Raw genomic sequence first — 25,573 nt, 5'->3', positions numbered from 1 at the left:
TATAAGGAACACTTTAATCTGCTTGATATATTAATAGTTTTTCTATAGTTACAATAGGCTGGTCGTTTACAGTTGCAATACCTTTACCAAGAACAAAACCTCGGCGATTGCGCGTTAGCTCATAATGTAAATCAAGTTTATCACCGGGATATGCTTTTCCGTGGAATTCAACTCCATCTAAAGAGGAGAGGAATCCTAGTCCTTCAGAATCACTTGTATGTACAAATGCACTAAGCTGAGCAAGTGCTTCTACAATTAACATATGAGGCATATGTTTGTGACTATCATTTATAAACCATTCGTTATTTGTAATGAGTTTATATCCTGTAACGAATTCATCTTGTTTTACATTTGTTACTTTATCAATCATTAAAAATGGATAACGATGGGGAAGTGTGTCTTTAATATGCATATGAAAGTACCTCCAATTAATAATACCCCTGCTAAAGTTAAGCAGGGGAGCCGGAATTAATTTTTAACTAATTCATTTACTTTTTCAAGGACGAAAATGCCGCTATTTCTAATGTTTTCAACAACTTGTTGCAACACTTCTTTATCTTGAACGAGTGCAATACGTACGAAGCCTTCTCCGTGAGGTCCAAATGCATGACCAGGTGTAACAACGACATTCGCACGATCCATTAATGCATAAGCGAAGTCTAGAGAAGTCCATCCTTGTGGAATTTCTGCCCAGACAAACATACTACCAGCTGGCTTATCGACATTCCAGCCAAATGTTCGGAATCCATCGATTAGTGTATCTCTACGTTCTTGATAAATTTCACGGTTTTTCTCACAAAACGTAGCACCGTTTCTTAGTGCAGCACATGCCGCTTTTTGAATTGGTAAAAATACACCGTAATCGGTATTAGATTTAAATTGAGTAAGTGCACGAACAATTTCTTCGTTTCCAATCATATATCCAATACGGCTACCTGCTAAACTATAACTTTTTGACAAAGAATTGATTTCTACGCCAACTTCTTTAGCACCAGGTACAGAGAGGAAGCTAATTGGCTTATTACCATCAAAATAAAATTCGGCATAAGCAAAATCATGGACAACGATAATATTATGCTTTTTCGCGAATGCGATTACTTCTTTAAAGAAATCTTCATGAGCCATTGCTGGAACGGGATTCCCTGGGAAGTTTAAAATCATCATCTTCGCTTGATCGGCAATTTCTTCAGGGATGACTTCTAAGTCTGGTAAGAAATCATTCTCTTTCTTTAAAGGCATGTAGTAAGATATTGCACCAGCCATTTGAATACCTGTTTCATAAGCTGTATATCCTGGATCAGGAACTAATATAATATCACCTGGATTTGCATAAACCATAGGTAAATGAACGAGCCCGTCTTGTGAACCCATTAATAATAAAACTTCTTTATCCGCATTTAATAAAACGTTATGAGTATTGTTGTAATATTCAGTTACAGCTTCGTGAAATTCTTGAATACCTGATAATGTATACCCGTAGCTCTCTTTCTCACTCGCTGTATGTACCATTGTTTCTCTTACAAAATCAGCGGGCGGCATATCAGGATTTCCGATGCTCAAATCAATCATGTTATGACCTGCTGCAATTTTTTCTTTTTTATAGGCTCCTAATTCACTAAATATAGAAGATTGGAATGCTTTCATTCTAGTTGCTAACGTGTAAGTCATCAAAACCCCTCCTAAAACAGTGCTTTCATTCTGCATTTTTAATTATTCTGAAAACACATGTTTATATTTTATCATTTTTTTATGAAAATTAAAATGATTGACAAATTTAGAGGAAGGATTAGCCTATTTTGAAAAGTATCGATGTAAATAGCGTAGATGCGTTAATTGAAATGTCTATTATAGGATTCATTTTATATAACTTAAGGTATTCTCTAGTTTTTATTAAGTATATTTCTCATGTTTTGAATGAAAAAGAATACGAAAACAAGGGCTATTTTTGTGGCCGATTTCTAAAGTGAAATAACGCAGAAAATATTTTCTGCGTCTCCTCTGAAATGTAATCATTTCTTTTTATATGTGCATAATTTTTCGGCTGTCAAAAAGTATACATTTAGTGTACCGTCGGCAACTTTTAAAGTTTGGTCCGATGTAAATGAATTACCATAATCAATGTGATATACATTAGAATTTTTGACAAATGAGCCTTTATATAAATCGTCTTTATTCTTTGTTGTTTGCATTTCTACTAAATTTTGCACAATTTCCTCTTTATTTTCTTTTTTGACAACTGTTTCAAATTTATAATATACAGGGCATTCACCATTTTTATTGTCAACGACTTCCCAAGAACCGTATATATCGTTATTGCTGCATCCACTAAGTAGGATGATTAGTATAGGAATTGTAAGTAGAACCTTTTTCATTTTGTGCTCCTTTCTTTTAAATTTGAATAAACGTGCGAATACGATAGGGATATTATAATAAATAAAGTTTAAATTTTTTTAAAGAATTATTTAATTTCATATAAAAATTTAGGAGAAATTAAATAAGCATGAATCTAGTGTAAAGTCAGATTCATGCTAGTACCATAGCCTATGTTATGTCTTTTTTGAGCATAAATAAAGAGGAAAGCAGAATCACTATTCCATTTAATATATATACGCTTGCGATCATAAAGGCTAACGTACCTGCGCCAAATCCTGCTTTATCGAATATAGAAGCAAATGTTGCGATAGTCAAAAAGATAATGGGAGTCAGTAGTAAAAATATGAAACCTGCCACGATTCTTTTTTTAAAACTATGTCCAGATAAGGAAATGGCTAAAAAGTTTAGGATGCTAAACAGAGCAATTGCAAAGAGAAGGACAATAAATACTTCGATGCCATCAGACATTTTACCACTCCTTTTATAAAGAGTACTTTTTATAATCTATTCGAAATTAAAGGAGGATACTCCTTTAGGTAATTTCAATAAACGTAATAAATAGGCGTATTATAAAACAAAGAAGTATGGATCCAATATTAGATCCATACTTCTTTGTTTATTTTATAAATTCGCAGATTGCGAATGCTGTTTTTCATAATGTTTCTGCTTAGAGAGGGAAATAGAAATAATCAATAATGAAACGACTCCGAAGATGAGAACCATATATTGTAACCCAATTGTATCTAAGAAGAAGCCTGTGCCAAGTAAGACGATTTGGAACATAACCCTCTCAAACATATTACGGAATGAGAAGAGGCGACCGTGATAACTTTTTTCCACTTTCGTTTGGAAAATCGTCGACATAATAGGGAAGAAGCAGCCAACACTAAACCCAAACAACCCAAATGATGTAAGAGCCATCCATTTTATATCGCTAAAGAACAATGACAGATGTGCAAAAGCAGTACAAACTGCAAAGAAATATAGTAATTTTTCAGGTTTGAAATGATCAGATAGACGTTTAATTACGAAGGCACCTATCATAAATGCGACACCTTCAATTGTATATATGAACCCTTTAATCGTAGGATCATGTTGCATTTCGCTAATGTTAATAACCATTAAATTAAACCCAGCTATAAATAATAGAGGGATGATACTTAATATAAGTGCTGTAAAAGCAATAGGAATTCCTTTTAAAATACGAAATACTTCCATAAAGCTATTATCTTTTGCAGCTTGTTTACTTGGTGTTGTTGATTTCTTGTCTTCGAATTGTAGGAAGAAAGTCGAGAGGAATAATAAGGCGTATGCTGCCATTGAGAAGGCATACATGTACTGTAAACTCATCACAACTAAAAGAATTCCACCTAGTGAAGTACCTGCAATACGAGCAATTGTACCAACATTCATATGTACACCGTTCATTTGTAATAACTCATGCTCACGTACGATGAGTGGAATTACAGATTGTAATGCAGGGAAATAAAATGCTGCTGAAATTTGAAGAGCAACCATAAATGCAATCATAAATGCGATACTTTCAAATTGAATAGCAAAAAACATGAAAATAACACTTAAAACTCGACCAAACCCAGCGTAAAGAAGAACTTTTTTCTTTTCATACTGATCGATGACACGGCCAGCCATAGGTCCAACTAGAACACCGGCTAATAGTCCGATAAATAATATAACTGATTTCATGAAATCAGAAGGGACATATTTTTGCATAAATTCAAGGTTCCCAAGAATACCAAGCCATAATCCTAGACCTGCAATAAACTCCCCAATTAAAACAATCCAAACGTTTTTATTACGCCACATAACATTAAAACCTCTCCGTCTTTTAAAATGAAAAACTCGTATATAAAACCTCCTTATTTATGTAGTGTTTTTATACGAACTTTTTTAGAGTCAGAGTCTATATTACGTGTTTCATAAGTGGATTTCAATCTTTTTGATTTGTCAAAAATTTGATGTGTTAAGTGCTGAAATAAGTGAATCAAAACGTAAAAATTTTATGATTAAAGCTAATAGAAAGTAAGAATATATATAAAAGCAAGAACGTATAACTACGCCTCGCTTTTCTCAAGTACAAAATTAAATATTAGATTCACTTAGCAACATTTTTGCTCTTTTCCAATAGCTAAAGCGCTAAAAGATAGAGGACCAACAACTTCTGCACTAGCACCACTAGTAAGGTTTTCTACAGTTAATGAATATTCGTGTGTTCCACTGCTAACGTTTTGATCTATAGCTTGAAATGTTTGTACGTAAAATTGTTCAGAATCTGTAGATTCAATACCTACTTGTGCATTAAAAACTTCAATATTATCACGGAAAATTCGGAATAAAACTTGTGAAGTCCCAGTTATTCCTTCTACACCAATTGTAGCGATTAATTCTACTCGATTATTACGTGAATCTCTACTTGAAATTCTCAATTTCAAATTTGCTAAAATTGCTTTATTTGGAGAAGAGGGGATTGCAAAAGTTGTTTCACCAGTTTTACTAATAGGTTGAGTAGCTTGGTAATCAATGATATGAGTCATATTCTTAACTATTTTCATATACTAGAATATAAAAATAGTTAAGAATTAGCTTGGACAAATACTAGATTATTTAATAGAGTCAACAACAATTATTGAAAAGAAGAAATTCACATAAAAGCATCAAGAATATATCAAAATAAGATGATATTTTTCTTAATGCTTTTTGTAATTAAGCAGAATATTCTTCTTTACGTACTTCAAAAAATTCATTACGTCGTAAGTAATTATAAATTTTCTCGGAAACTTCTTCTTCTTCAGACACTAAGAAACGATGATCAAAAGCATAGAATGATTGACCTTTAATTAATTTCACATAGTACATTTTAAACACCTCCTTTGACAGGATTATTAGTTGTCCCATATTATGATGGCCTATTTGTCTGCTAAAAATACTTCGAGTTTCAAAGGGGGGAAAGAGCTTACAATTCTGTAAGGTTTATGTCACCTTTTTCGATAGTTTGTATTTACCAATTTCTTCTATACTACAAATAGTTATATAAAATAAGGGGGTAAAAAGATGGATGAAATAATTGGAGAAGTTGTAGCTGGTATTTATGAGTTTGTAGTGGAAGTAACAGCGGATGCTATAGGAAGTTTAGTTTCCGGAAATGATGAGGAAAAAGAAACATTATAATAATTTGTAAAAGTATAAAGTTGATCGAATTATAAAGGCTGATTTCTAAAGGGAATTCAGCTTTTTTATTTTTTACATTATATTAACTTAATTTGAATATTCGTTTGTTATCATATTTAAGAAGCCTATACAAGGAGGTGAATAAACAAATATGTCGAATTCAGGGCTTGATTTATCTGTTTCTCGTTTGATTGTGGTAAATATAGAGGAAAAAGAATATCATTTTATTGTTCGTGAACATCCGATTGTAGGGAAATTTATATCGCTATTTGAAAATGGAAAAGAATATGGTTTAATAGATAAACAAATCGCTAATAAAGATAAATTTATTACATCGGAGCTTACTAAGTTAGATTATTTTAATATAGATGTTTTATATCTTACACCTGGGTGGATATGGATTGGTATGGATCAATTTGGTTTACATGCTCGTGAGGCTACTTATAACGAAGTAGATGTTATTATGAAGTTGAAAGAGGATTTATATTATATAGATATATACGAAGAAATAAAAATGTAGTAAATATTTAGTCAGGTTAGGGGGAAAGTTCCCGTAGCCTTTTTTGTTTAATGCAATAACGTATAATCATATTATTTTGATTATAAGGGAATGTGATGAGAAGTGAGATGAAAAGAGGATTTGAAAATACATGAAGAGAATTGTAATAATTATATGAGTCGTATATGTAAATAACAATAGAAAGAAGATGATAATATGAGTAAAGAAGAGCTTGTGAAAAAACAGTTTGGCAGTAATGCAGATAAATATGTAAATAGTAAAGTACATGCTAAAGGACTGGATTTACAATATGTAGTTCAACAAGTTGAGTCTCGTCATAATAATCGTCTTCTTGATGTTGCTACTGGTGGTGGACATGTGGCAAATATGTTAGCACCTATGTTTGAAGAAGTAGTTGCACTTGATTTAACAGAACAGATGTTAGAAAAAGCAAAAGTTTTTATAAAGCAGAATGGGCATGAAAATGTATCTTTTGTAGCAGGAAACGCAGAGGATTTACCATTTGCAGACCATTTTTTTGATACAATCACATGCCGGATTGCAGCCCATCATTTTACGAATCCGGCTCAATTTATTTATGAAGTAAATCGTACATTGAAGGATAATGGATTATTCATCTTAATAGATAATGTTTCGCCAGAAAATAATGAATATGATACATTTTATAATTTTATAGAAAAAAAGCGAGACCCAAGTCATGAACGAGCTCTAAAAAAGACAGAATGGCTTACTTTATTAGAAAAAAACGGTTTGCAAATGCAGTCATGTCTTACTTTTGATAAGAAATTTGATTTTGACTGGTGGTGTAATATGATGGATGTCCCTTTACAAAAGCGTGAAAAATTAACAGAATGTATGATGAAAGCACCAAACGAAATGAAGGGATATTTTAATATTCAATTTAAAAATAATAAAGTAGAGTCGTTCTATACTGAAATGGCTATGTTTATATGTAAAAAAAGTACAACATTAAAAAGATAAATGTGTTGCAGTCTTTCTGAAGTACGATATACTTAGTACAGAGAAACTGAGAATTGAGGAATAGATATAATGATTCGTGTACGCATTGAAGGTACTGAGGAAGAAATGCTTGAATTTATGGAGAAAATGCCGGACATTCCTGGATTTGAAAAGATACATTTGAGAGAGCCGAGAAAAGGAAATAACCCGAAATACGATTCAAGTAAAAATGTACTTGCATATTTGTCTTATAAAAAGATTGAAGTCGCCAATAAATAGGCGGCTTTTTTAGTTTGCGCTGTTTCACCGCCTTGTCTTTTTCACATAATAATAATAGTAGATTATGCTTAAGAGGGGTGAGAATAGTTAATAAGAAAATTATCTTTTTTGGAGACTTTGGTATTGATGACGCCGTAGCGTTAATTTATGCAAATAAAACATGTAAATTAGATATTCTAGGTATTGTTGCTGAGTACGGGAATGTATCACGAGATATCGTTACGGAAAATGTTTATTTTTTAGAAAGGTACTATGCTACACAAGTGAAAATTATTGAAGGTGCGAGTAGACCGATGACAGCTGAAGAGCCTTTGTTTTTCCCTGAAATCCACGGGGATCACGGTTTAGGTCCTATTATTCCACCTGAGATGAGAATTTGTAAACGAGAAAATTTTTGTGAATTAATCAAATTAATCGAACCTTGTCCAGAAGATATTATAATTGTGGCGACAGGGAGACTAACGACGCTTGCTACGTTATTTTTATTGTATCCAAATATAATGAATCGTATTTGTTCGTATTATATAATGGGCGGCGCTTTCCTATTTCCAGGTAATGTTACACCAGTATCTGAAGCGAATTTTTATGGTGATCCAATTGCAGCAAATATTGTTATGAAATATGCGAAAAACGCTAGCATATACCCGTTAAATGTAACACAGGGCGCGCTTATTACGCCTGAAATGGCGAATATAATAGATAAACAAGGAACTGGACAGGCGAAACTCATTAAACCAATGATTGATTTTTATTATGAGAATTTCTATAAAAAAGAATATCCGGGTATTGGTGGAAGTCCTATACACGATTTACTACCGTTTATCTCGTTTATAAATGACAGTATTTTCGAATATAAAAAATCGGCAGTGTGGATTAGTACGACAAATGATGTGACTAGGGGCCAAAGTGTAGCAGACTTTAGAAAAATAGCTGAGCCAACAAGGTTTGATGATCGGCCGATTCAAAGAATTGCTGTTGGTTTTAACTATGCAGCTTTTAAAGAAGAGTTTATGCGAACAATATTGAAGCCAGATTGTTCTTAATGTGTGTAATAACAAGTCGGATAAATCGTTAGTTCAAAAAAAGGTTTAATCTGTGTGTATTATTCTCAAAAATCTTAAAGTTGAACAACATGAATAACTTATGAAAAATGTCACATAACTAATGGTAAGCAATTGTTTCTAATTATATTTTGATTGGTGAAATGTAAAGGAGGTTATTATATGATTTGGTCTTTAATCGTCGGTGGTATATTAGGATGGCTTGCGAGCTTAATTACTGGAAAGGACGTACCTGGTGGTGTAATTGGTAATATTATTGCTGGTATTATCGGTTCTTGGGTTGGTTCGAAATTACTTGGTAGTTTTGGTCCAGTCATTGGCGGATATGCAATTATTCCAGCTTTAATCGGTGCGATCATTTTAATTTTCATCGTAAGCTTCTTATTACGAGCAATGCGAAAATGAATGTAAGGACTGTTTACATTTGTAAGCAGTCCTTTTTATATGTTATGCTAGTATTATACAATCAGGAGGTGTCAGCATTGAAATCATTTACAGTAAATTTCCATCAAGAAGATAATGCAAAAGCGACAACAGTACATAAATTAAGTGAAGAGGACTTCAATAAAGCAACTGAAAAAGGTACTCGTCATTTATTTGATTTAGATACAAACGTTGGCTTCTTCGCATTCTTTGATGCAGAAGATGCAGAAGGAAATGATCAATACTTAATGTTACAATATGAAGGGGATCATGAAGAACCAACTGCATGCTACGGATTTGATTTAAAACTATACTATCAATTTTTAGCACTATACTTAAACGATCTTGAATTCCAAGGCGAAACAGATGAGGAAGAGGAAGAATACGGTCCAATTCATCATTTAGCGCATTTACTTTATCATATTGTTGAAGATGGTAAATCAATTGAAGTGTAATATACATATTTGAAGCTGCTCTTTTTGGGCAGCTTTTTTATATGACATTGAAATGGTGTACTGTAAGCTAAATAAGGTGAAATTTTAATCAGTGGGGGTTTTGTTCATTCCCACTGATTATCAGCCCTCACCAATTTAGCTTTTACGGGCAGCAGGGCCCCCACCTAACTTCTTTGTTTCCGCTGAATTTTGAGGTGGGGATCTTACTGCCCAGCAAATAGCGGGATAAATTAATAATAGAAATTTATTTATTACTTTCATGTTAGCGTCGTAAAACACCTGTTATAATGATTGTAATTAAATTCTTGGAGGCTAATTCTATGCTTGTAGATGTAAAAGCTTTTATTAAAGCTGCAGGTTTAACATGTATTTCATCATTAAGTGGAGATAACACGTTTGCTTATAATTTTGAAACAGTAAAAAACACTATCGCTACATTTTTTAAGAAGCTAAGATTTACCGTTTAATTTCATTTCAACCAGTAGGAAAAGAGTAATCACTTCCTACTGTTTTTTTTGTTTCAAGGAGCTGTTGTGACAGCATGTTTTAAGTTATAGATAGAGGATATTATCATCGAGAAGAGAAGGTTTAAAGAAGGAGATGAATACGATGATTAACAATATAATTCCAAGTTTTTTTAAATTATGGGAAAGTGACGATTTAGAATTAGAAGTCCTTAATTAATACTATACTTCGCATCCGGTTGATTATCGAAATGAATAAAATACAATAGGGGGTAAAAATGATGAAAGTATATTTCAAAATAGTTATGTTATTTCTTGCTTTTACATGCACATTTGCATTAGCAGCATGTAAAGGGACAGACGAAAAAAAGGAAGCAAATCCAGCCTCGGAAAATCATAAAAATGAACAAAGTAATTCTTCAGAAGAAAAGAAAAATCTTGAAGCAAAACCAAGTAATGAAAAAACAACAAAACCATCAGCTGAGCAAGATTCGAAAGATAGAATACTTAATCAAAAATCAATTAACCACGTTAAAGATTTGTTTGAACTAGCAAAAGAAGGAAAGGTACCTAATGTGCCATTTGGAGCCCATACAGGGGATATTGAAGAAATTGAAAAAGCGTGGGGGAAATCAAATAAAACCGAATATACAGGGAATGGAATGTACGCAACTTTTACAAATAAAAATGTTGTTTTCGGATTTAATAAAGGGTCACAAGTTTTTGATGTACGCTCATATCATGCGGAACTAAAATTGATTACATTACAAGAAATTGAAAAAGCATTAGGAAAACCATCTTCAGTTAAAGAGAATGGTGAAGATAAAATATATGTATACAAAGTAAATAACCAGTATGAATTGAAATTTGTCATTCCAAAATCGACTGGTAAGGTCGATCATATTTCCGTATTTTCGCCAGAGGATAGTATTAATAAAATGGCAGGATAAGAAATTAAGTGATTTCAAAAACACCTCACTTTCTTGAAGTGAGGTGTTTTTAGTTGTAAACAAGGAATGTCTCCTGTCATATAAAACATACTTTCATATGCGAAATACTTCACTTTTATTTTTTAGCATTTATCCAATAAGAAATGTTGATCTACTGAAAAAGTAGTAACCTATAAATTATGTGTAGGATGGTTCACGATTTTTTTACGTTCCAAACTTTGAACAAATAGCGCTTGAACAATACCTCCAACTAATAAGAAGCTAGCACAAATATAAAACAGCATACTTCCATTTAACTTACTTAATATAACTGCGCCAATAACTGGTCCACACGTTCGAGATATATCCCAGTGTATACCGTAAATTGAAAAATATAAACCACGTTTATCATGAGGTGCAATTTCTGAAACGAATCGTAATAAATGGTTTAGAGCAATACTTTCTCCAATGACTAAAAAGAGTAAGGTGAAGAATAACGACAATATCGTCGTTGAATAACTAAAGCCAACTGCAGCTATTGTATAGCAGGCGTAAGAAATAAGGATGATTTTCGCCATAGAAAATCGTTCAGACCATTTTACGAGGAAGATTTGTAGAATGATTTCCAAAATGGCTTTGCATGTTGAAATAAATGCGAGTATGAATACGAGATTAGGAAATACATGTTCTGCAAAAATACGATAATTCGTCTCAGTTTGTGCATAAAAAAAGCTAATAGGAAGTGTAGAAACCATAAGACCGAATATGGCGTAATGTTTAAAAACAAATTGCTTTGGTGAACTTGCCTCAACTGTTTGTTTCGACTTACTTATAGGTGGAACAGTTTCTGGGAGCTGGGTCCAAACAACAACAGCATATATCGTAAGAGTTACACTTTGCACGATAAATAAATATTCTGGGTGAGTATTATAAAAACTTGCACCGATTAAAGGGCCGACTACGGATCCGATTGCTCCCATCGTTTGTAGGAGAGCAAAAATCTCTGCTTGCTGCTCTTGTTTTGTTAAATCAGCAATTTGTGCACGCTGAGCTGGAATGTATAAGGAACGGCCAATACCATTAATAACATATAACAGTGCAAATATAAAAACGGATTGAGCGAAAACGAAACTACCGATTGCAACACCTTGTAGTAATAATCCGAGTAACATAATCTTTTTTCGGCCATATTTATCAGTAATTCCTCCAGCAATAAGTGTAAATAAAATGTCTGAAAGTGGCTGCAGTCCGAAAATCAGCATAGTTATTATTACATTGCCGTTTAACATTTTATTGACGTAAATAATCATAATGAGAGCTAACATAGATTCAGTCGTTCGGGTTAATAATTCACCGCACAGTCTAATGAAAATAGGTTTATTGTAACGAAGTAAGAGATAATTCAATATTAATTCCTCCTTTCTATATTGAAATGATAAGATGAAAGGAGAGTTGGAAAAAGGGTAGAAACAATAGGGAGTATTTTTCACCTTTTAGGGGGAGTATGATGTTTATTTTAGATCAATACATTGAACTATGGATTGCTTATGGAAAAGGGAAAAAAGAGGGAGAACGATTGGAAGTAACAGTGCAAAATATATCTAGAACACTATTTTGTACAGAGCGTAATAGTAAATTAATTATAAAAAAATTAGATGAGTTAAATTGGATTAAGTGGTTTCCAGGTCGCGGCAGAGGAAATCGTTCTAAGTTAATATTTCAAAAGCACCCGATGTCTTTAATTTTAGATAGAGGAAAAGAAATAACGAAAAAAGGGGATGTGAAAAGCGGAAGCATATTTGTGGAACGCTATAGCTCACATTTTCCATCGATAAAGGGAGAATATCACTCCTGGGTGGATTCAATATTTGGTCATAAGGTTGAAATGACATCTGAAGGGAGAAGAGATGTACTCCGGTTGCAAGTACAAATGAATTTAGATATCACATTAGATCCTGTATACGCTACAATGCGTTCGGAATGCCATATGGTAAAACATATATTCGACACACTCGTGTATGTAGACGGTAATACAAACATTATAGAGCCAAGACTTGCATTTCACTGGGAATATAATGACGCTGAAAAAATATGGACGTTTTACTTACGAAAAGGAGTTCACTTTCATAATGGAAAACAACTTACTGCACATGATGTTATATACTCGTTGAATCGATTTATGAAGCTGGAAAATAATGCACACGCATGGATGTTACAACACGTTGAAAATATCCGTTCAGTGGATGACTACGTTTTCGAAATTCAATTACATACGGAAAATCGAATGTTTTTACATATGCTAAGTGCAGAACAGTGTTCTATCGTGAATGAAGATGAAGCAGGAGGGTTAATTGGAACAGGGCCTTTTCAATTATATAAAAGTAATGAAAATCTGTTCATTTTAGAAGGACATCCTTTATATTTTCGTGAAAGACCTTTTTTAGATCGTATTGAGTTGTGGAATGTAGAACAAGGTGTAAGTACATACGATGTTTTAGTAAAGGCGCAGTATAAAGATAAAGAAAAACATAATAAAGAATTGTCCCGGCTTGAGTCGAACGTGACATATATAACATGTAATCTTACGAAAGAAGGACCAATGCAAGATGCGTTATTTCGGAAAGCGTTATATCAAATCATTCATGGTTATACAATCGTTCAAGAACTCGGCGGAGAACGTGGAGAAGTGGCAAAGAAACTAATATTAGCAAATGAAAGCATAGTAGATATTGACGAAGATATCGAAAGTTTAATTAAAAGGAGTACTTATCATAGTGAAGTGCTACAACTCTACACATTTACAGGACGAGATCATGTTGAAGAGGCACAATGGATACAAAAAGAGTGTGCGAAGTACGGGATTCGTGTAGAAAATAATTTTCTTGAGATAGAAGAGCTATTGGAAGTAAGTACGATACAAAAGGCCGATATGATGCATGATAGTGCCACAATAAGTGAACGAATAGAAGATAGTTTATTATATATGTTTCTTACAAAAAATAGTTTTATTCATGGACAAAGCAGCATGGACTTTCATGAAAAGTTGTCTCCTTATTTTAGACAAGAAGAATTAGAGAAAAGAGTTACACTGTTACGCGATATCGAGGATACTTTGTTACGTCAAATTCATATTATTCCTTTATATCGTAATAAACAAGAGGTAAGTACACATGAAAAAGTTCAAAATATAATGATTAATTCACAAGGTTGGATTGATTTTTATAATATTTGGTTTAAATCTTGATATATAAGGGCTTTTGCACATTTTCATAAGATGTGTAAGAGCCTTTTTGTATGTGAGAATAGGTTTGTTTTACACATTGTTACGCTACTTGTGATAAAAGTCTATTTACAGCGTAACAGTGTTATGTTACATTGTTATCAGGAAGGAGTGTTATACAGTTGAGTACAGATTTAATTTCAAAAAAAGATTTATTAGAACTAACTGGTATTTCATACGGACAGTTATATAGGTGGAAAAGAAAAAATTTAATTCCGGAAGATTGGTTTGTACGAAAATCAACGTTTACAGGTCAAGAGACATTTTTTCCGAAAGAAAAGATATTAGAGCGTATCGATAAAATCCAAACGATGAAAGAGGATTTATCACTTGATGAACTAGCGAACATGTTTTCACCGAGTGTGAGAGAAATTCTTTTAACAAAGGAAGAGATTTTACGCAAGGGGATTGCATCAGAACCAGTTTTACAATTTTTCATAGAACAAACGAATAAAACAGCAGAGTTTCAATTTGTAGACATTCTTTATGTGTACATGTTAGAAGAATTACTACAATCAGGAGAGATTAGTTTAGAAGAAGGAAAAATGGTCTTGCAAGTTTTACGTGAAAATTATGAAGCAATGAAACATAAAACTTGTGACTTAATCATTGTCCGAAAGTTAGGTATTTCTACATGTTTATTAGTTTCAAACGTGGACGATTTAATTTTTGAAAAAGGCACCAAAATCGTTTTACGCGAAGCGATTATGAAATATACCGAAGCATTAAAAACTAAATTGTTGTAGTGGAGGAGAAAGTATGCGTACAGATAATTTGATTATAAATGGTTACGGTTCATCGAATGGTGGCGAGTTTCATAAAGTGCAATTAAACGGAAAAGGAACTGTGAATGGAAATGTTGAATGTGAGCAATTTGAATGTAACGGTTACGGTGCAGTTACTGGCGATTTGAAAAGTAGCAGTGCACGAATTAGCGGATCTGGTAAAGTTGATGGCACAGTTCATGCTGAAACGATGCGAATTGATGGAAAAGCAACAATTACGCAAAATGTAAAAGCAAACAGTTTGAAAATTGCAGGAAAAGGTACGATAGGTGGAAATGTCACTGGTGAAGAATTTAAAGTCAATGGTCAAGCTACAATTGACGGTAATTGTGAAGTGGATACTTTTTCTTCAGAAGGACAATTTACAATCGGTGGTTTATTAAGCGCAGATGAAATTAATATAAATATTCACGGTACATGTCGAGCGAAAGAAATTGGTGGTCAAACGATTAAAGTAAGACATAGATCAGGTACATTTAGTAGGCTATTTAAAACAGTATTTGGCTTGCAGTTAGAAGCTGAACTATTAGAAGGTGACAATATCGATATTGATTATGCTCACATAAGAACGGTAAGAGGAAACAATGTTACAGTAGGAGCAAACTGTGAGATTGAACTGATTGAATATACCGGTGTTCTTACTGTTGATAAAAATGCAAATGTAAAAGAAATTAAGCAAGTTTAACGGAAGGGAGAAATCAATATGGAACATCCACATAGTCTCACAGTAAATGGTTCTGGTAATTCAGCAGGCGGAGATTATAATAAAGTGAAGATTCGCGGTGAAGGAACAATTACGAATGATATGAGTTGCAATGAGTTTAAAACGTACGGAACGAGTGATGTACGCGGTAATGTGAAAGTGAAAAATTATGTCGTATATGGAGATAACGAAGTACAAGGAAATGTAGATGCGGAATATGTAAAAGTATATGGTAATACACAAATTCATGGTGATGCTCATATTGAAAAAACAAAAGTTAGAGGTATGATAGATATTGCAGGAAAGTTTTCAGGTGATTTCGTAGATGTAAAAGGTGCTTTAAATGTAAAAGGAGATATTGAAGTAGAAGATTTATCATTAACTGGTGGTCTTGAAAGTGATGGATTACTTAATGCTGAAAATATTCAAATCTCACTTCGTTATGAAGGCAGTAAGGTAAGAGAAATTGGTGGTAAAAAGATTACTGTTCGTAAAAAAGCGAGATTTATTCCTTTTACTAGTCATGCTGGAAACCTCCAAACTTCGATTGTTGAAGGAGATGATATCTATTTAGAACATACGATTGCTGAAGTTGTAAGAGGCAACAACGTCACAATTGGTCCTGGATGTGAAATTAGTGTTGTAGAATATCATACTAGTTTTAATCAAAAAGGTAATGCAGTCGTAAAAGAACATAAACAAATATAAGTAGTATGAGGGAGAGCAAGAGATATGGTTGAGAAGAATAATAAGCTCGGCTTTGTTGTGGCGGGCTTATTGCTAGGTATTTTAATGGCATCGATGGATAATACCATTGTCGTAACGGCGATGGGAACAATCGTTGGTGACTTAGGAGGCCTCGAAAACTTTGTATGGGTCGTTTCTGCCTATATGGTCGCAGAAATGGCAGGCATGCCGATTTTCGGTAAGCTATCAGATATGTATGGTAGAAAGAGATTCTTTATTTTCGGTTTAATTGTCTTTATGATTGGTTCGGCACTTTGTGGTACTGCTGAAAATATTACACAGTTAGGTATTTATCGTGCCATTCAAGGTATTGGCGGCGGGGCATTAGTGCCAATCGCGTTTACTATCGTTTTTGATATTTTCCCACCTGAAAAACGCGGGAAAATGGGTGGTTTATTCGGAGCGGTATTTGGATTATCTAGTATTTTCGGGCCATTACTTGGCGCATATATTACCGACTACATTAGCTGGCACTGGGTATTTTATATTAACTTACCACTTGGCATTTTAGCACTTATTTTTATTACATTCTTTTATAAAGAATCACGCGTTCATAGGAAGCAAAAGATTGATTGGTTTGGTGCAATTACTTTAGTTGGTGCAGTAGTTTCTTTAATGTTTGCGCTTGAACTAGGCGGACAAAAATATGATTGGGATTCTAGCTTTATTTTAAGCTTATTTGGTGGATTCGCTATTTTAATCATCGCATTCATTTTTATTGAACGAAAAGTAGAAGAACCAATTATTTCATTTGAGATGTTTAAGCAGCGCTTATTCGGAATGAGTACAATTATTGCTTTATGTTACGGTGCTGCATTTATGTCAGCAACTGTGTACATTCCGTTATTTATTCAAGGTGTATACGGTGGTACCGCAACAAACTCAGGATTATTACTTTTACCGATGATGTTAGGATCAGTCGTAACAGCGCAGTTAGGCGGATTTTTAACAACTAAACTTAGCTACCGAAACATTATGATTATTTCTGCGGTTATTATGCTAATTGGACTATTCTTATTAAGCACGTTAACACCAGAAACAAGTCGTGTATTATTAACAGTTTATATGATTATTATCGGATTTGGAGTCGGTTTCTCATTCTCTGTACTAAGTATGGCAGCTATTCACAACTTCGGTATGGAACAGCGCGGGTCTGCGACTTCAACGAGTAACTTCATTCGTTCGTTAGGAATGACACTAGGCATTACAATCTTCGGAATGATCCAAAGAACAGGTTTCCAAGATCAATTAGAAGAAGCATTTAAAGGGATGAGCGGGGGAATGAATACAAACGCTTTAGGGGATTCAAGAGCTATTCTATCAGAATCGGCAAGATCTCAAATCCCTCCGCAAATATTAGATAAGATTATTGACGCTCTTTCTAGTTCAATTGTTCAAACATTCATGTGGGCATTGGTACCAGCTGGATTAGCATTCATATTTATTTTCTTTATGGGAAATGAGCGCATGGTAATTAAGAAACAACAAACGAATAAAAAGAGTGAAACATCAAAAGCGTAATGAAAAAGCTCCTTTCTAATTGGAAAGGAGCTTTTTCGTATGTACGGATTTAGATTAGCCTTCGATAATTTCGTATTCTTCGTCTGCTAATAGTAAAATTTGTGTTTTCTTACCTTTGTTTTGAACTTCGATTACATCGTAAGCACCTAAGTCTCTTACTTTGCTTTGAGAAGCGTTAACCATAACTTCAATAGAATCAATTAAGATATCTTCTTCAATGTATGATTCAGGCAATGCCATATCTTCAGTATCTAATACACATGCGTATAGATTTTGTAAGTTTTCAGCAGTTGGGTTTTGTTCCTCAACATCAATGATGTTTTTTACTGCTTCCATATTTTCCTCTTTTGCTTGGTATACTTTAATTTTAGCCATTGTTTTAATCTCCTTTATAACGTAATCGTAGAGGCTACACCTTATTATAACGTTTTTTTCATGAAAGATGAAATTGTTATATGTATTTATAGTAAAATTTATGTGTCCTTACTCAAAAATGGTGTGATTTCCATATAAATGTACGATTAGGTAACGATATTGCTACGTTAACGTTATATTGTCCAAGCTTTTCTTATTTTCTTCTCATATATATGTAGTAGCAATTCTATATAGAGAAGGGATGGAGTGTAAGTGGGGTGTGAACCGAAACGTGATTGTGGGTGTTGCCAAAATAGTATATGTGAGTTTTTACAGAGTCTAGAACCGTATACAAAAGTTGAAAGTATCATAATAGCAGGAAACGAAATTGCTGTATCTTATTTTCTTTCATTTAATAAGAAAACAGGTATCGTATCATTCGTACAAGAAGACAATGAGGTTATATTTGTCGATTGTTCAAAGATTGATGCAATTCGAATAGGGAAAGTATGTAGTTGCAAAACAAAAGTTAAATATATTGAAGAGGACTTTAGCTTGCTAGGAAATGTTTGCCCGCATTGTTTAACGGAGGGGAGTACAATCTTTTTCGATTTTAACAATCCTGAATTAAATGTGTCTTTCCAAGCAACAACAATTAATCCACCTAGATGTACTGAATTTACAGATGATCTCGGGAATGTAGTAAAGCAAATTACTATAGTAGGTGAGGCGAAAGTTTCTAGAGATTTTGTTCAAGTACCTGAACTGGTAGGTTTTCGATTACTTTTATCACATCTAGCTGGAGACCCTTTAAACTACGGATTATTATTTATTAATTTTCCTGATACGATTTTTATTTTTATATTGGCATCAAGCGGATACCTTTCCATTTCGAACTGTTTAAAAATAGAGGGCGGAACTGGTGATGCCGAAATAGAAGAGATGAAAAAAATGATAGAGGATGACGTTAACACGTACAAATCAGTTGTTAAATTGACTAAAGTATATAAGAACGGTGAGACGGAATCTTTTATTTATAAAAATGAGTTATAACACATGTATTTAAATGCACCCTCAAACTATTGTTGAGGGTTGTTACATAATTAATTATGTTGGTCCTTCAAACCGTTTGTTAACGGGTAAGAAATATATTTATTGTTGACTTATTTTATATGTTGATCATTTCATAGTTAGTAGATGTTATAATCATTTTATGTTTACTGATATTTTATAAATATTCAAAGTTTTAATTTAATAGTCAATTGCTTTTATGATGAACAGGTGGGTATGTATATGAATACGAATTATGGAGCGCTCATGAAAATGTTAAGAGTAGTTGATTCTAAAGAAGGCGGGAATGTAAATGATATATGAAGCGAATATACATACAAGAAAAAAACTAGTTTCTATGTTTGAGGATTTCAATAACGTTGTTTTACTTTCTTATTTACAAGGGCATATGGGTACTGCTTGGGTAAATGATCTTGAAAATCCAAAAGTAGCACAAGTTACGGTAGGGATTTTTACATTTTACGCTGGAGACCCAAATACGAAAGAAACAGAAGAGTTATTACGTAATATTCCAGAAAGAATTTTAGTTATCGTGAATAGTGAAGAGTGGAAACAACGCTTAGAAACATTCCATGAAAGAAAAATAGATAAGTTTTTACGTTATAAATTCAAACGAAATCCAGAAGTTTTTAATCGTTCAAAATTAAAATCTTTTATATCAGCACTTCCAAAAGAATATGAGTTAAGAAGAATAGACGAGCATATCGCAAATAGCCCTACATTACATAAGATATCTGAAGATTTCACAAGTCAATTTCATTCGGTAGAAGATTATATAAACCGTGGTATAGGTTATAGCATTTTATATAACGGAGAAGTTGTATGCGGTGCATCCTCGTATAGTATTTATAATGATGGGATTGAAATTGAAGTTGCGACTGATCACAATCATAGAAGAGAGGGCTTGGCAACTGTAGTAAGTGCAGCTCTTATATTGGATTGCTTAGAAAATGGAAAGTATCCAAACTGGGACGCAGCGAATACTACATCTGCTAAACTAGCAGAAAAGTTAGGATATGAATTTGATAAGGCATATGATACTTATTTTGTGGATAATAGATGAGTGAAGGAGTTACATACTAAAAAATAAATGCGCCCTAGTACGTAAGTCTAGGGCGCATTTATTAGTTGGTAAATATCTTCATAACAATCATATCATATTTTATCTTTTGAATGTTTGGAATTAAAGATATTTATGTGACTTTTTGAAAAAATAAAAGAGCAGCTAGCAAAAGCCAACTGCTCCTCTCCAAGGGGGAATGGAGAAATACAATCATATTATCTATAGTATTGACGGAACATAGAGTTTTAATCAAAGCCCGATTGGTGAGAGATTTGATTAAAACTCCCACTGATTAAAGTTTCACTTTATTACATTTACAATTTAAATAGTAGAACGTGTTTATCGTAGTTCTCCAAACACCAATTATATTTTTTTAGAATAATTGGATGGACTGCTTCTGTCGTAGTATCGACTTCAGTATATCCATATTTCTTATAAAAGTTTTCTAATTCCTCAAAAGGAAGACAATATACATTTTGTATTTGTGATTTTTTCGCAGTTTCTACTAAAAATGAAACAAGCTCACCAGCTAATTGAAGCCCTCTAAATTGAGGCAGAATAAAAATCCCGCCCATTTCTAAAGTATCTTCATCTATTTGGACTAATCGGCCAACACCTGCATACTCGTTGTTATATGTAATAATTGCAACTTTATCTCTCTTTAAATCACTTCGTACAAATCCTATTGAGTCATATTGACTATTAATCCATTTTAAATCGTTAGATGTGGCCAATTGAATACTCATATATATCCTCCTTCGGAATACTAGCGCTCTCTTCATTATATAGAACATAACATACTATATCAAAGGAACCTTGAGGTAGCCCATTTGTTTAAGTTATTAGTTAAAAGTGTGGGGTTGCTGGCATTGAAATGATGGCTTCATCAAACATAGGATAATAATCTTGTGAATTTAGTGTTACATAGTCAAAATAAAAATTAATTCATGTGTTCGGTAATGCACGATGGTTTAAGTGTAGAGAAGATCATAGGGGTATTTTAATTAGTAGCTACTATATTCATTGAAGTTATTAAGGAAATGTCGTAATCCCTAGCCTTAGTGATACAAATCATATTAGGGTTTAGTAAAAAACTCTTCCTGAAAAAGAGGGGGATTAAAGATAAGAGCACTTCGAAAAGTGCCCTTCAGTAAACGACTACTTATTCTAAAAAGAAAGGATGCAATATATTATATGAAGTTTAGTGTATTTAAGTATGGGGCTTTTATATAAAAGTTTTATTTTGTTCCGAATAAAAAGGCGGTTGTTTCCGCAACCACCTTTCAGTAAAACAAAGCACTTTTTATGAAATAAATTATGGATGGTCCCTAAAAAAGGTATAGGATATACCCACATTTTTATAACTAAAGTGACGAACTCAGGTTATAAGGAAGGAACAATTATATTGTATGAAATCTATTCTAGAGTAGTCACAAAGAAAGTTGTCTTCTTATTAGAAGGCAGCTTTTTTTATTAGAAAAAGAAGTAGAAGATTAAGTTACTTGTCCAAACAAATTTTTAAAAAATACATAAAATGCTATTAGTTAGTCAATATTTTAATATTGCTAATTTTTAAGACTAAAAGGGGTGATTTTATGTGTGAATGTGAAGTTTGTAGACGAAAGAAAAATCGGGATCCATTAAACCGGGAGTTTGAGCCGAAAAAACGAGTTCCTGAGCCAAAAAAAGAGGATTGTGAGCCAAAAAAAGAGGATTGTGAGCTAAAAAAAGAGGATTGCGATCCGAAAAAAGAAGATTGCGAATCATTAAATGATTATTCGTTTAGTAAAAATGCAAATTTTTTAGAGGAAGCTATACAAACAGATGAAATCGATCAAATTTCTGAGGAATATATTGAAATAGTTGATTCAGCAGATGTACAAGTTACTACTACAGATACAAAAGCTGCGCTATCTATCCAAGCGGCATTACAAGCAGCTATCGTAGTTGTAGTAAGTATTTCTATAGCAGATAGTGAAAAGGCAGATAAAATAACACAAGAATTATTTCAAAAATCAGCTATTAAACAAATTAATAGACAAAAAACATTTATTAAAAATTCTAGAAACGTAACCGTAACAACTACTGATACAGATATTGCAGTGAATATTCAAATTCTCCTTCAAATTTTATTAGCTTTATTAGGGTGTGTCTAAAAACTATTTCTATGGTAGGATTACCTCAAACCATTTAGAGAGAGGTATTTTCTATGACGCCACGCCGCTACGAACTTACAAATGAACAATGGGAACAAATCAAAGACTTTTTCCCACCGTATTCTACTGGTCGTCCGCCTAAAAGAAGTAATCGTGAAATGTTCAATGCTATTTTATGGATAGCTAGGAGCGGCGCTCCCTGGCGTGATTTGCCGGACCATTACGGCTTATGGAAAACCGTGTATGCTCGCTTCTGCAAATGGCGTGATGAAGGTGTCCTACTGACCATTTTTCAAGAATTAAATGCTGAACCGGATTTTGAAAATCTCAGCATAGATTCAACCAGTATCAAAGCGCATCAACATAGTGCTGGTGCAAAAAAAAGGCCATAAATCATGAGTTTCATCAGCATATTGGCATGAGTCGCGGTGGAAAAACTACCAAAATCCATACAATTGTTGATGGTTTAGGCAACCCCATTTTATTTCATTTGACTGGCGGAAATATTTTTGATAGCACTCCAGTTTGCGAGCTTTTGGATGAAATACCAATTAAGGGCAGCAATATTCTTGGTGACAAAGCCTATGGTTCTCATACGATTCGTAACTATATTACCAATCATGAAGCAACCTATACCATTCCACCCAGATCAAATGCGAAAGCTCCTTGGAATGTGGATTGGTATTTATATAAAGAACGCCATTTAGTGGAGTGTTTTTTCAATAAAATCAAGCATTTCCGTAGAATCGCAACACGGTATGATAAGCTGGCATCTTCTTTTTTAGCCTTTGTGTATATCGCTGCCATTTTTCGATTAACACAATGAACAACAGTTTTTAGACACACCCTAGTTAAACTAAACATTTTATAAAGTGTCTATCCTATTGATATTTAGCTATAAGTTTTCAATCTAAGTAAATGTTTTTTGTTGTAATACGTGGTACAAGCTTGGACTTTTTATTATGACTGAATTAATATTCAAGATTAATGGTAAAGCAAGTGTGGAAAACTACAAATAAAGATAAAATACATGATTTAACAGTAATGAAACTTATATTTATGTGAAGTGAAGGAAAGCTGTCTTCTTATTAGAAGTCAGCTTTTGATTTTATTAGCAAAAAGAAGTGAAAATAGAAGATTAAGTTACTTGTCCAAGCAATTTTTATTTCATTACATATAATGCTCGTAGATATTTAAAATTTTTATAGAAAATTGATTGGAGTGACTATTGTAAATGGATGATTTAAACAAATTTTCTTCCTTTAAGTTTGATAAGGATCAAAAGAATATAATTATAGACCTTTTACTCTCAGATATTTTTAATAGGCATGGGATAAATGAAGAAAAATTAAAAAATTTATCACCAGAAAAAAAGCAGCAAATTAAAAGTATTGTTTCTGAAATACAATCACAAGTTAATAATTATTTAGATTGAAGGGGGTGAACGCATGGACAAAACATGTCATTCAGATGAAAATAAAAAGTGGAGTGCATTAGATTCCTCGAATCCTCATCCATCTTTTAAAAATGCTAGCGTTTCAGAAGCAGCTGCGCAAGAAAGTAAACCGTATCAAATTTCTGAAGAATCTATTACAATTGTAGATTCAGCAGATGTAGAAGTTACTACTACAGATACAAAAGCTGCTTTATCTATTCAAGCAGCATTACAAGCAGCTATCGTGGTTATAATAAGTATTTCTATAGCAGATAGTGAAAAAGCTGACCGTGTAGCACAAGAATTGTTTCAAAAATCATCTATTAAACAAATTAATAAACAAGAAACTGTTATTAGAAATTCTAGAAATGTTACAGTTACGACTACGGATACAGACATAGCAGTAAATGTTCAAATTCTTCTCCAAATTTTATTAGCTTTACTAGTAAAATTAAATATTTTATAAAATGTTTAACTTGTTTTTATCTAGTGATTCTTACAGGTGAATATTCACTGTTTTAATTATAGTACAGGCTATAAATATTTATCATAACTGGACTAATATTCAACATCACCAAAGTATGAATGTAAACAAACAATTTGATGGAAAATAAAGTTTGGTTATTTTATGAAAATGTAAAAGCCATTTCCTTTATTGGATTTGGCTTTTCAATTTTAAACAGTATGAATTTGAAAAGATTATATTAAGATAAAGAATTAAAATATAATGATACAAAATACTTATAAAATTATTCGTGTTTTAGAAAAATAATAAGAAAAAGGTGTTTAAAATAGAATCATTTTCATTGACAGTTCAAGTTTTGAAGAATAGTGCATACAATATAAAGTGTTTTCCTTTCTTCATTTAAGTTTTACGTATATAATTTAAAAGTACTATTTTTATTTTATTATTTTATATTTATAACAGAATAGAGGTTTAAAAATGGGTGTTAAAATCATTACGGATAGTGCGGCGGATTTACCAGTAGAATTGCTGCAAGCATATGATATTGATTTAATTCCACTCCGTGTATATGATGAAGCAGAAACAGAGTATTTAGATGGAGTAACATTAGAGTCAGTTACATTATTGCAAAAAATGAGAGAAGGCGCTGTTTATAGAACGTCATTGCCTTCACTTGAAACGTTCCAAGAAAAATTTGTTTCTTATGCAAAAGAAGGTAATCCTTGTATATATTTAGCTTTTTCATCTGAACTGTCTGGTACATATCAATCATCAGTTGTCATTAAAGAGGAAGTAAAAGAAACATATGCTAACTTAGATTTAGAAATTATTGATACGAAATGTGCTTCGCTTGGTCAAGGTCTTGTCGTTTTAGAAGCTGCTAAAATGGCAAAAGACGGCGCATCAAAAGAAGATATTTTAAAGCGTGTTGATTTTCTAATGAGCCATATGGAACATATCTTCACTGTAGCTGACTTACAGTACTTAGTGAGAGGTGGACGTTTAAGTAAAGTCGCAGGATTTATCGGTGGTTTACTAAACATTAAACCGATCTTAAACGTGGAAGAAGGAAAACTTGTACCACTTGAAAAGGTACGAGGGAAAAAGAAAGTATTAAGCCGTATTGTTGATATTATGGAAGAACGTGGTAAAGACCTTAAAGGTCAAACAATCGGTATGACTCACGGTGACGATTTAGAAACAGCGGAAGCATTAAAATCATTAATTACGGAAAGATTTGGCTGTGAAGTATTTATCGTAAATACAATTGGTGCAGCAATCGGTGCACATACAGGACCTGGCGTTATAACGTTATTTTTCTTAAATGAAGTAGAGTAAAGGA

The 25,573-nt window shown here is 33.0% G+C and carries 30 protein-coding genes; 20 read left to right on the top strand and 10 right to left on the bottom strand.

Annotated features, from left to right (window positions below; genetic code table 11):
* Nucleotides 1-13: 13 nt before the first annotated feature.
* From AC3WVZ_RS12815 to AC3WVZ_RS12785, 7 genes are all read right to left on the bottom strand, one after another.
* Nucleotides 14-412: a 3-hydroxyacyl-ACP dehydratase FabZ family protein gene (locus AC3WVZ_RS12815; RefSeq protein ID WP_000547649.1), complete on the bottom strand. Its 399-nt coding sequence runs from the start codon at nucleotides 410-412 to the stop codon at nucleotides 14-16.
* A 56-nt stretch (nucleotides 413-468) separates the two neighbouring features.
* Nucleotides 469-1,668 carry an LL-diaminopimelate aminotransferase gene (locus tag AC3WVZ_RS12810; protein WP_000222693.1) on the bottom strand — a complete coding sequence of 400 codons (1,200 nt, stop codon included), beginning with the start codon at nucleotides 1,666-1,668 and terminating at the stop codon, nucleotides 469-471.
* Nucleotides 1,669-2,009: 341 nt separating this feature from the next.
* Entirely contained in the window at nucleotides 2,010-2,372 is a 363-nt protein-coding gene (locus tag AC3WVZ_RS12805) for a hypothetical protein (protein WP_000757022.1), read from the bottom strand.
* Between the two features lie 169 nt (nucleotides 2,373-2,541).
* Nucleotides 2,542-2,841: a hypothetical protein gene (locus tag AC3WVZ_RS12800; protein WP_001279463.1), complete on the bottom strand. Its 300-nt coding sequence runs from the start codon at nucleotides 2,839-2,841 to the stop codon at nucleotides 2,542-2,544.
* Between the two features lie 153 nt (nucleotides 2,842-2,994).
* On the bottom strand, nucleotides 2,995-4,197 hold the full coding sequence (locus tag AC3WVZ_RS12795; RefSeq protein WP_000269258.1) for an MFS transporter: 1,203 nt from the start codon (nucleotides 4,195-4,197) through the stop codon (nucleotides 2,995-2,997).
* Nucleotides 4,198-4,490: 293 nt separating this feature from the next.
* Entirely contained in the window at nucleotides 4,491-4,925 is a 435-nt protein-coding gene (gene exsC, locus AC3WVZ_RS12790) for an exosporium protein ExsC (protein ID WP_000148808.1), read from the bottom strand.
* Between the two features lie 169 nt (nucleotides 4,926-5,094).
* A complete protein-coding gene (locus AC3WVZ_RS12785) occupies nucleotides 5,095-5,247 on the bottom strand; it encodes a YqbF domain-containing protein (protein WP_000291905.1) in 153 nt (50 codons plus the stop codon).
* Nucleotides 5,248-5,710: 463 nt separating this feature from the next.
* Between AC3WVZ_RS12785 and AC3WVZ_RS12780 the strand changes: the two genes are divergently transcribed.
* The 8 genes from AC3WVZ_RS12780 (at nucleotide 5,711) to AC3WVZ_RS12745 (ending at nucleotide 10,671) form a co-directional block, all read left to right on the top strand.
* A complete protein-coding gene (locus tag AC3WVZ_RS12780; protein WP_000071475.1) occupies nucleotides 5,711-6,079 on the top strand; it encodes a hypothetical protein in 369 nt (122 codons plus the stop codon).
* 195 nt (nucleotides 6,080-6,274) lie between these two features.
* The gene (locus tag AC3WVZ_RS12775; protein WP_000031317.1) at nucleotides 6,275-7,060 is read left to right on the top strand and encodes a class I SAM-dependent methyltransferase; all 786 of its coding nucleotides are present in this window, start codon (nucleotides 6,275-6,277) and stop codon (nucleotides 7,058-7,060) included.
* A gap of 69 nt (nucleotides 7,061-7,129) precedes the next feature.
* The gene (locus tag AC3WVZ_RS12770; protein ID WP_000621877.1) at nucleotides 7,130-7,318 is read left to right on the top strand and encodes a DUF3970 family protein; all 189 of its coding nucleotides are present in this window, start codon (nucleotides 7,130-7,132) and stop codon (nucleotides 7,316-7,318) included.
* A 77-nt stretch (nucleotides 7,319-7,395) separates the two neighbouring features.
* On the top strand, nucleotides 7,396-8,361 hold the full coding sequence (locus tag AC3WVZ_RS12765) for a nucleoside hydrolase (protein ID WP_233936432.1): 966 nt from the start codon (nucleotides 7,396-7,398) through the stop codon (nucleotides 8,359-8,361).
* Between the two features lie 180 nt (nucleotides 8,362-8,541).
* The gene (locus AC3WVZ_RS12760; protein ID WP_000638306.1) at nucleotides 8,542-8,784 is read left to right on the top strand and encodes a GlsB/YeaQ/YmgE family stress response membrane protein; all 243 of its coding nucleotides are present in this window, start codon (nucleotides 8,542-8,544) and stop codon (nucleotides 8,782-8,784) included.
* A gap of 77 nt (nucleotides 8,785-8,861) precedes the next feature.
* Nucleotides 8,862-9,257, top strand: a complete 396-nt coding sequence (locus AC3WVZ_RS12755; protein WP_233936431.1) for a cytosolic protein — start codon at nucleotides 8,862-8,864, stop codon at nucleotides 9,255-9,257.
* 320 nt (nucleotides 9,258-9,577) lie between these two features.
* The gene (locus AC3WVZ_RS12750; protein WP_000959548.1) at nucleotides 9,578-9,724 is read left to right on the top strand and encodes a hypothetical protein; all 147 of its coding nucleotides are present in this window, start codon (nucleotides 9,578-9,580) and stop codon (nucleotides 9,722-9,724) included.
* A gap of 275 nt (nucleotides 9,725-9,999) precedes the next feature.
* The gene (locus tag AC3WVZ_RS12745) at nucleotides 10,000-10,671 is read left to right on the top strand and encodes a YjgB family protein (RefSeq protein ID WP_233936430.1); all 672 of its coding nucleotides are present in this window, start codon (nucleotides 10,000-10,002) and stop codon (nucleotides 10,669-10,671) included.
* A gap of 170 nt (nucleotides 10,672-10,841) precedes the next feature.
* Here AC3WVZ_RS12745 and AC3WVZ_RS12740 read toward each other — a convergent pair whose 3' ends face one another.
* Nucleotides 10,842-12,056, bottom strand: coding sequence for an MDR family MFS transporter (locus tag AC3WVZ_RS12740; protein WP_001108464.1), 1,215 nt, complete (start codon nucleotides 12,054-12,056; stop codon nucleotides 10,842-10,844).
* Nucleotides 12,057-12,157: 101 nt separating this feature from the next.
* Here AC3WVZ_RS12740 and AC3WVZ_RS12735 point away from each other — a divergent pair, with 101 nt between their 5' ends.
* The 5 genes from AC3WVZ_RS12735 (at nucleotide 12,158) to AC3WVZ_RS12715 (ending at nucleotide 17,686) form a co-directional block, all read left to right on the top strand.
* Nucleotides 12,158-13,894, top strand: coding sequence for an ABC transporter substrate-binding protein (locus AC3WVZ_RS12735; RefSeq protein ID WP_233936570.1), 1,737 nt, complete (start codon nucleotides 12,158-12,160; stop codon nucleotides 13,892-13,894).
* A 158-nt stretch (nucleotides 13,895-14,052) separates the two neighbouring features.
* Entirely contained in the window at nucleotides 14,053-14,676 is a 624-nt protein-coding gene (locus tag AC3WVZ_RS12730; RefSeq protein ID WP_000102257.1) for a YhbD family protein, read from the top strand.
* A 13-nt stretch (nucleotides 14,677-14,689) separates the two neighbouring features.
* Nucleotides 14,690-15,400, top strand: a complete 711-nt coding sequence (locus tag AC3WVZ_RS12725) for a bactofilin family protein (protein WP_001258384.1) — start codon at nucleotides 14,690-14,692, stop codon at nucleotides 15,398-15,400.
* Between the two features lie 18 nt (nucleotides 15,401-15,418).
* Nucleotides 15,419-16,126, top strand: coding sequence for a hypothetical protein (locus AC3WVZ_RS12720; protein ID WP_000400906.1), 708 nt, complete (start codon nucleotides 15,419-15,421; stop codon nucleotides 16,124-16,126).
* Between the two features lie 24 nt (nucleotides 16,127-16,150).
* Nucleotides 16,151-17,686 carry an MDR family MFS transporter gene (locus AC3WVZ_RS12715; RefSeq protein ID WP_000229620.1) on the top strand — a complete coding sequence of 512 codons (1,536 nt, stop codon included), beginning with the start codon at nucleotides 16,151-16,153 and terminating at the stop codon, nucleotides 17,684-17,686.
* Nucleotides 17,687-17,740: 54 nt separating this feature from the next.
* Here AC3WVZ_RS12715 and AC3WVZ_RS12710 read toward each other — a convergent pair whose 3' ends face one another.
* Nucleotides 17,741-18,061 (bottom strand): hypothetical protein, encoded by a 321-nt coding sequence (locus AC3WVZ_RS12710; protein ID WP_001062733.1) that lies wholly within the window; start codon nucleotides 18,059-18,061, stop codon nucleotides 17,741-17,743.
* Between the two features lie 252 nt (nucleotides 18,062-18,313).
* Between AC3WVZ_RS12710 and AC3WVZ_RS12705 the strand changes: the two genes are divergently transcribed.
* Together AC3WVZ_RS12705 and AC3WVZ_RS12700 are read left to right on the top strand one after the other, a co-directional pair.
* Complete coding sequence (locus tag AC3WVZ_RS12705) at nucleotides 18,314-19,093, top strand: BC_2878 family exosporium-associated protein (RefSeq protein ID WP_000501707.1); 780 nt, start codon at nucleotides 18,314-18,316, stop codon at nucleotides 19,091-19,093.
* A 310-nt stretch (nucleotides 19,094-19,403) separates the two neighbouring features.
* Complete coding sequence (locus AC3WVZ_RS12700) at nucleotides 19,404-20,174, top strand: GNAT family N-acetyltransferase (RefSeq protein ID WP_000638727.1); 771 nt, start codon at nucleotides 19,404-19,406, stop codon at nucleotides 20,172-20,174.
* Nucleotides 20,175-20,488: 314 nt separating this feature from the next.
* Here AC3WVZ_RS12700 and AC3WVZ_RS12695 read toward each other — a convergent pair whose 3' ends face one another.
* Entirely contained in the window at nucleotides 20,489-20,920 is a 432-nt protein-coding gene (locus AC3WVZ_RS12695) for a GNAT family N-acetyltransferase (RefSeq protein WP_000027166.1), read from the bottom strand.
* An 849-nt stretch (nucleotides 20,921-21,769) separates the two neighbouring features.
* On the opposite strand from AC3WVZ_RS12695, the gene AC3WVZ_RS12690 reads away from it, so the two are divergent.
* From AC3WVZ_RS12690 to AC3WVZ_RS12670, 5 genes are all read left to right on the top strand, one after another.
* Nucleotides 21,770-22,330, top strand: coding sequence for a spore coat protein (locus AC3WVZ_RS12690; RefSeq protein WP_233936429.1), 561 nt, complete (start codon nucleotides 21,770-21,772; stop codon nucleotides 22,328-22,330).
* Nucleotides 22,331-22,383: 53 nt separating this feature from the next.
* Nucleotides 22,384-23,156 (top strand): IS5 family transposase gene (locus AC3WVZ_RS12685; RefSeq protein WP_425594293.1). Its coding sequence is split into 2 segments (ribosomal slippage): nucleotides 22,384-22,714 and nucleotides 22,714-23,156, totalling 774 coding nucleotides; the frame shifts between segments, so codons are not numbered across the junction.
* 408 nt (nucleotides 23,157-23,564) lie between these two features.
* Nucleotides 23,565-23,765, top strand: a complete 201-nt coding sequence (locus AC3WVZ_RS12680) for a spore coat protein W (RefSeq protein WP_000342253.1) — start codon at nucleotides 23,565-23,567, stop codon at nucleotides 23,763-23,765.
* Between the two features lie 13 nt (nucleotides 23,766-23,778).
* Nucleotides 23,779-24,231, top strand: coding sequence for a spore coat protein (locus AC3WVZ_RS12675; RefSeq protein WP_233936428.1), 453 nt, complete (start codon nucleotides 23,779-23,781; stop codon nucleotides 24,229-24,231).
* 477 nt (nucleotides 24,232-24,708) lie between these two features.
* Nucleotides 24,709-25,569 carry a DegV family protein gene (locus AC3WVZ_RS12670; protein WP_000538278.1) on the top strand — a complete coding sequence of 287 codons (861 nt, stop codon included), beginning with the start codon at nucleotides 24,709-24,711 and terminating at the stop codon, nucleotides 25,567-25,569.
* The last annotated feature ends 4 nt before the right edge of the window (nucleotides 25,570-25,573 follow it).

It is taken from the genome of Bacillus sp. CPT56D-587-MTF (genome assembly GCF_058792335.1).
Note: the sequence above shows the minus strand (reverse complement) of the source record. Positions and strands in the feature narration are given on the sequence as shown.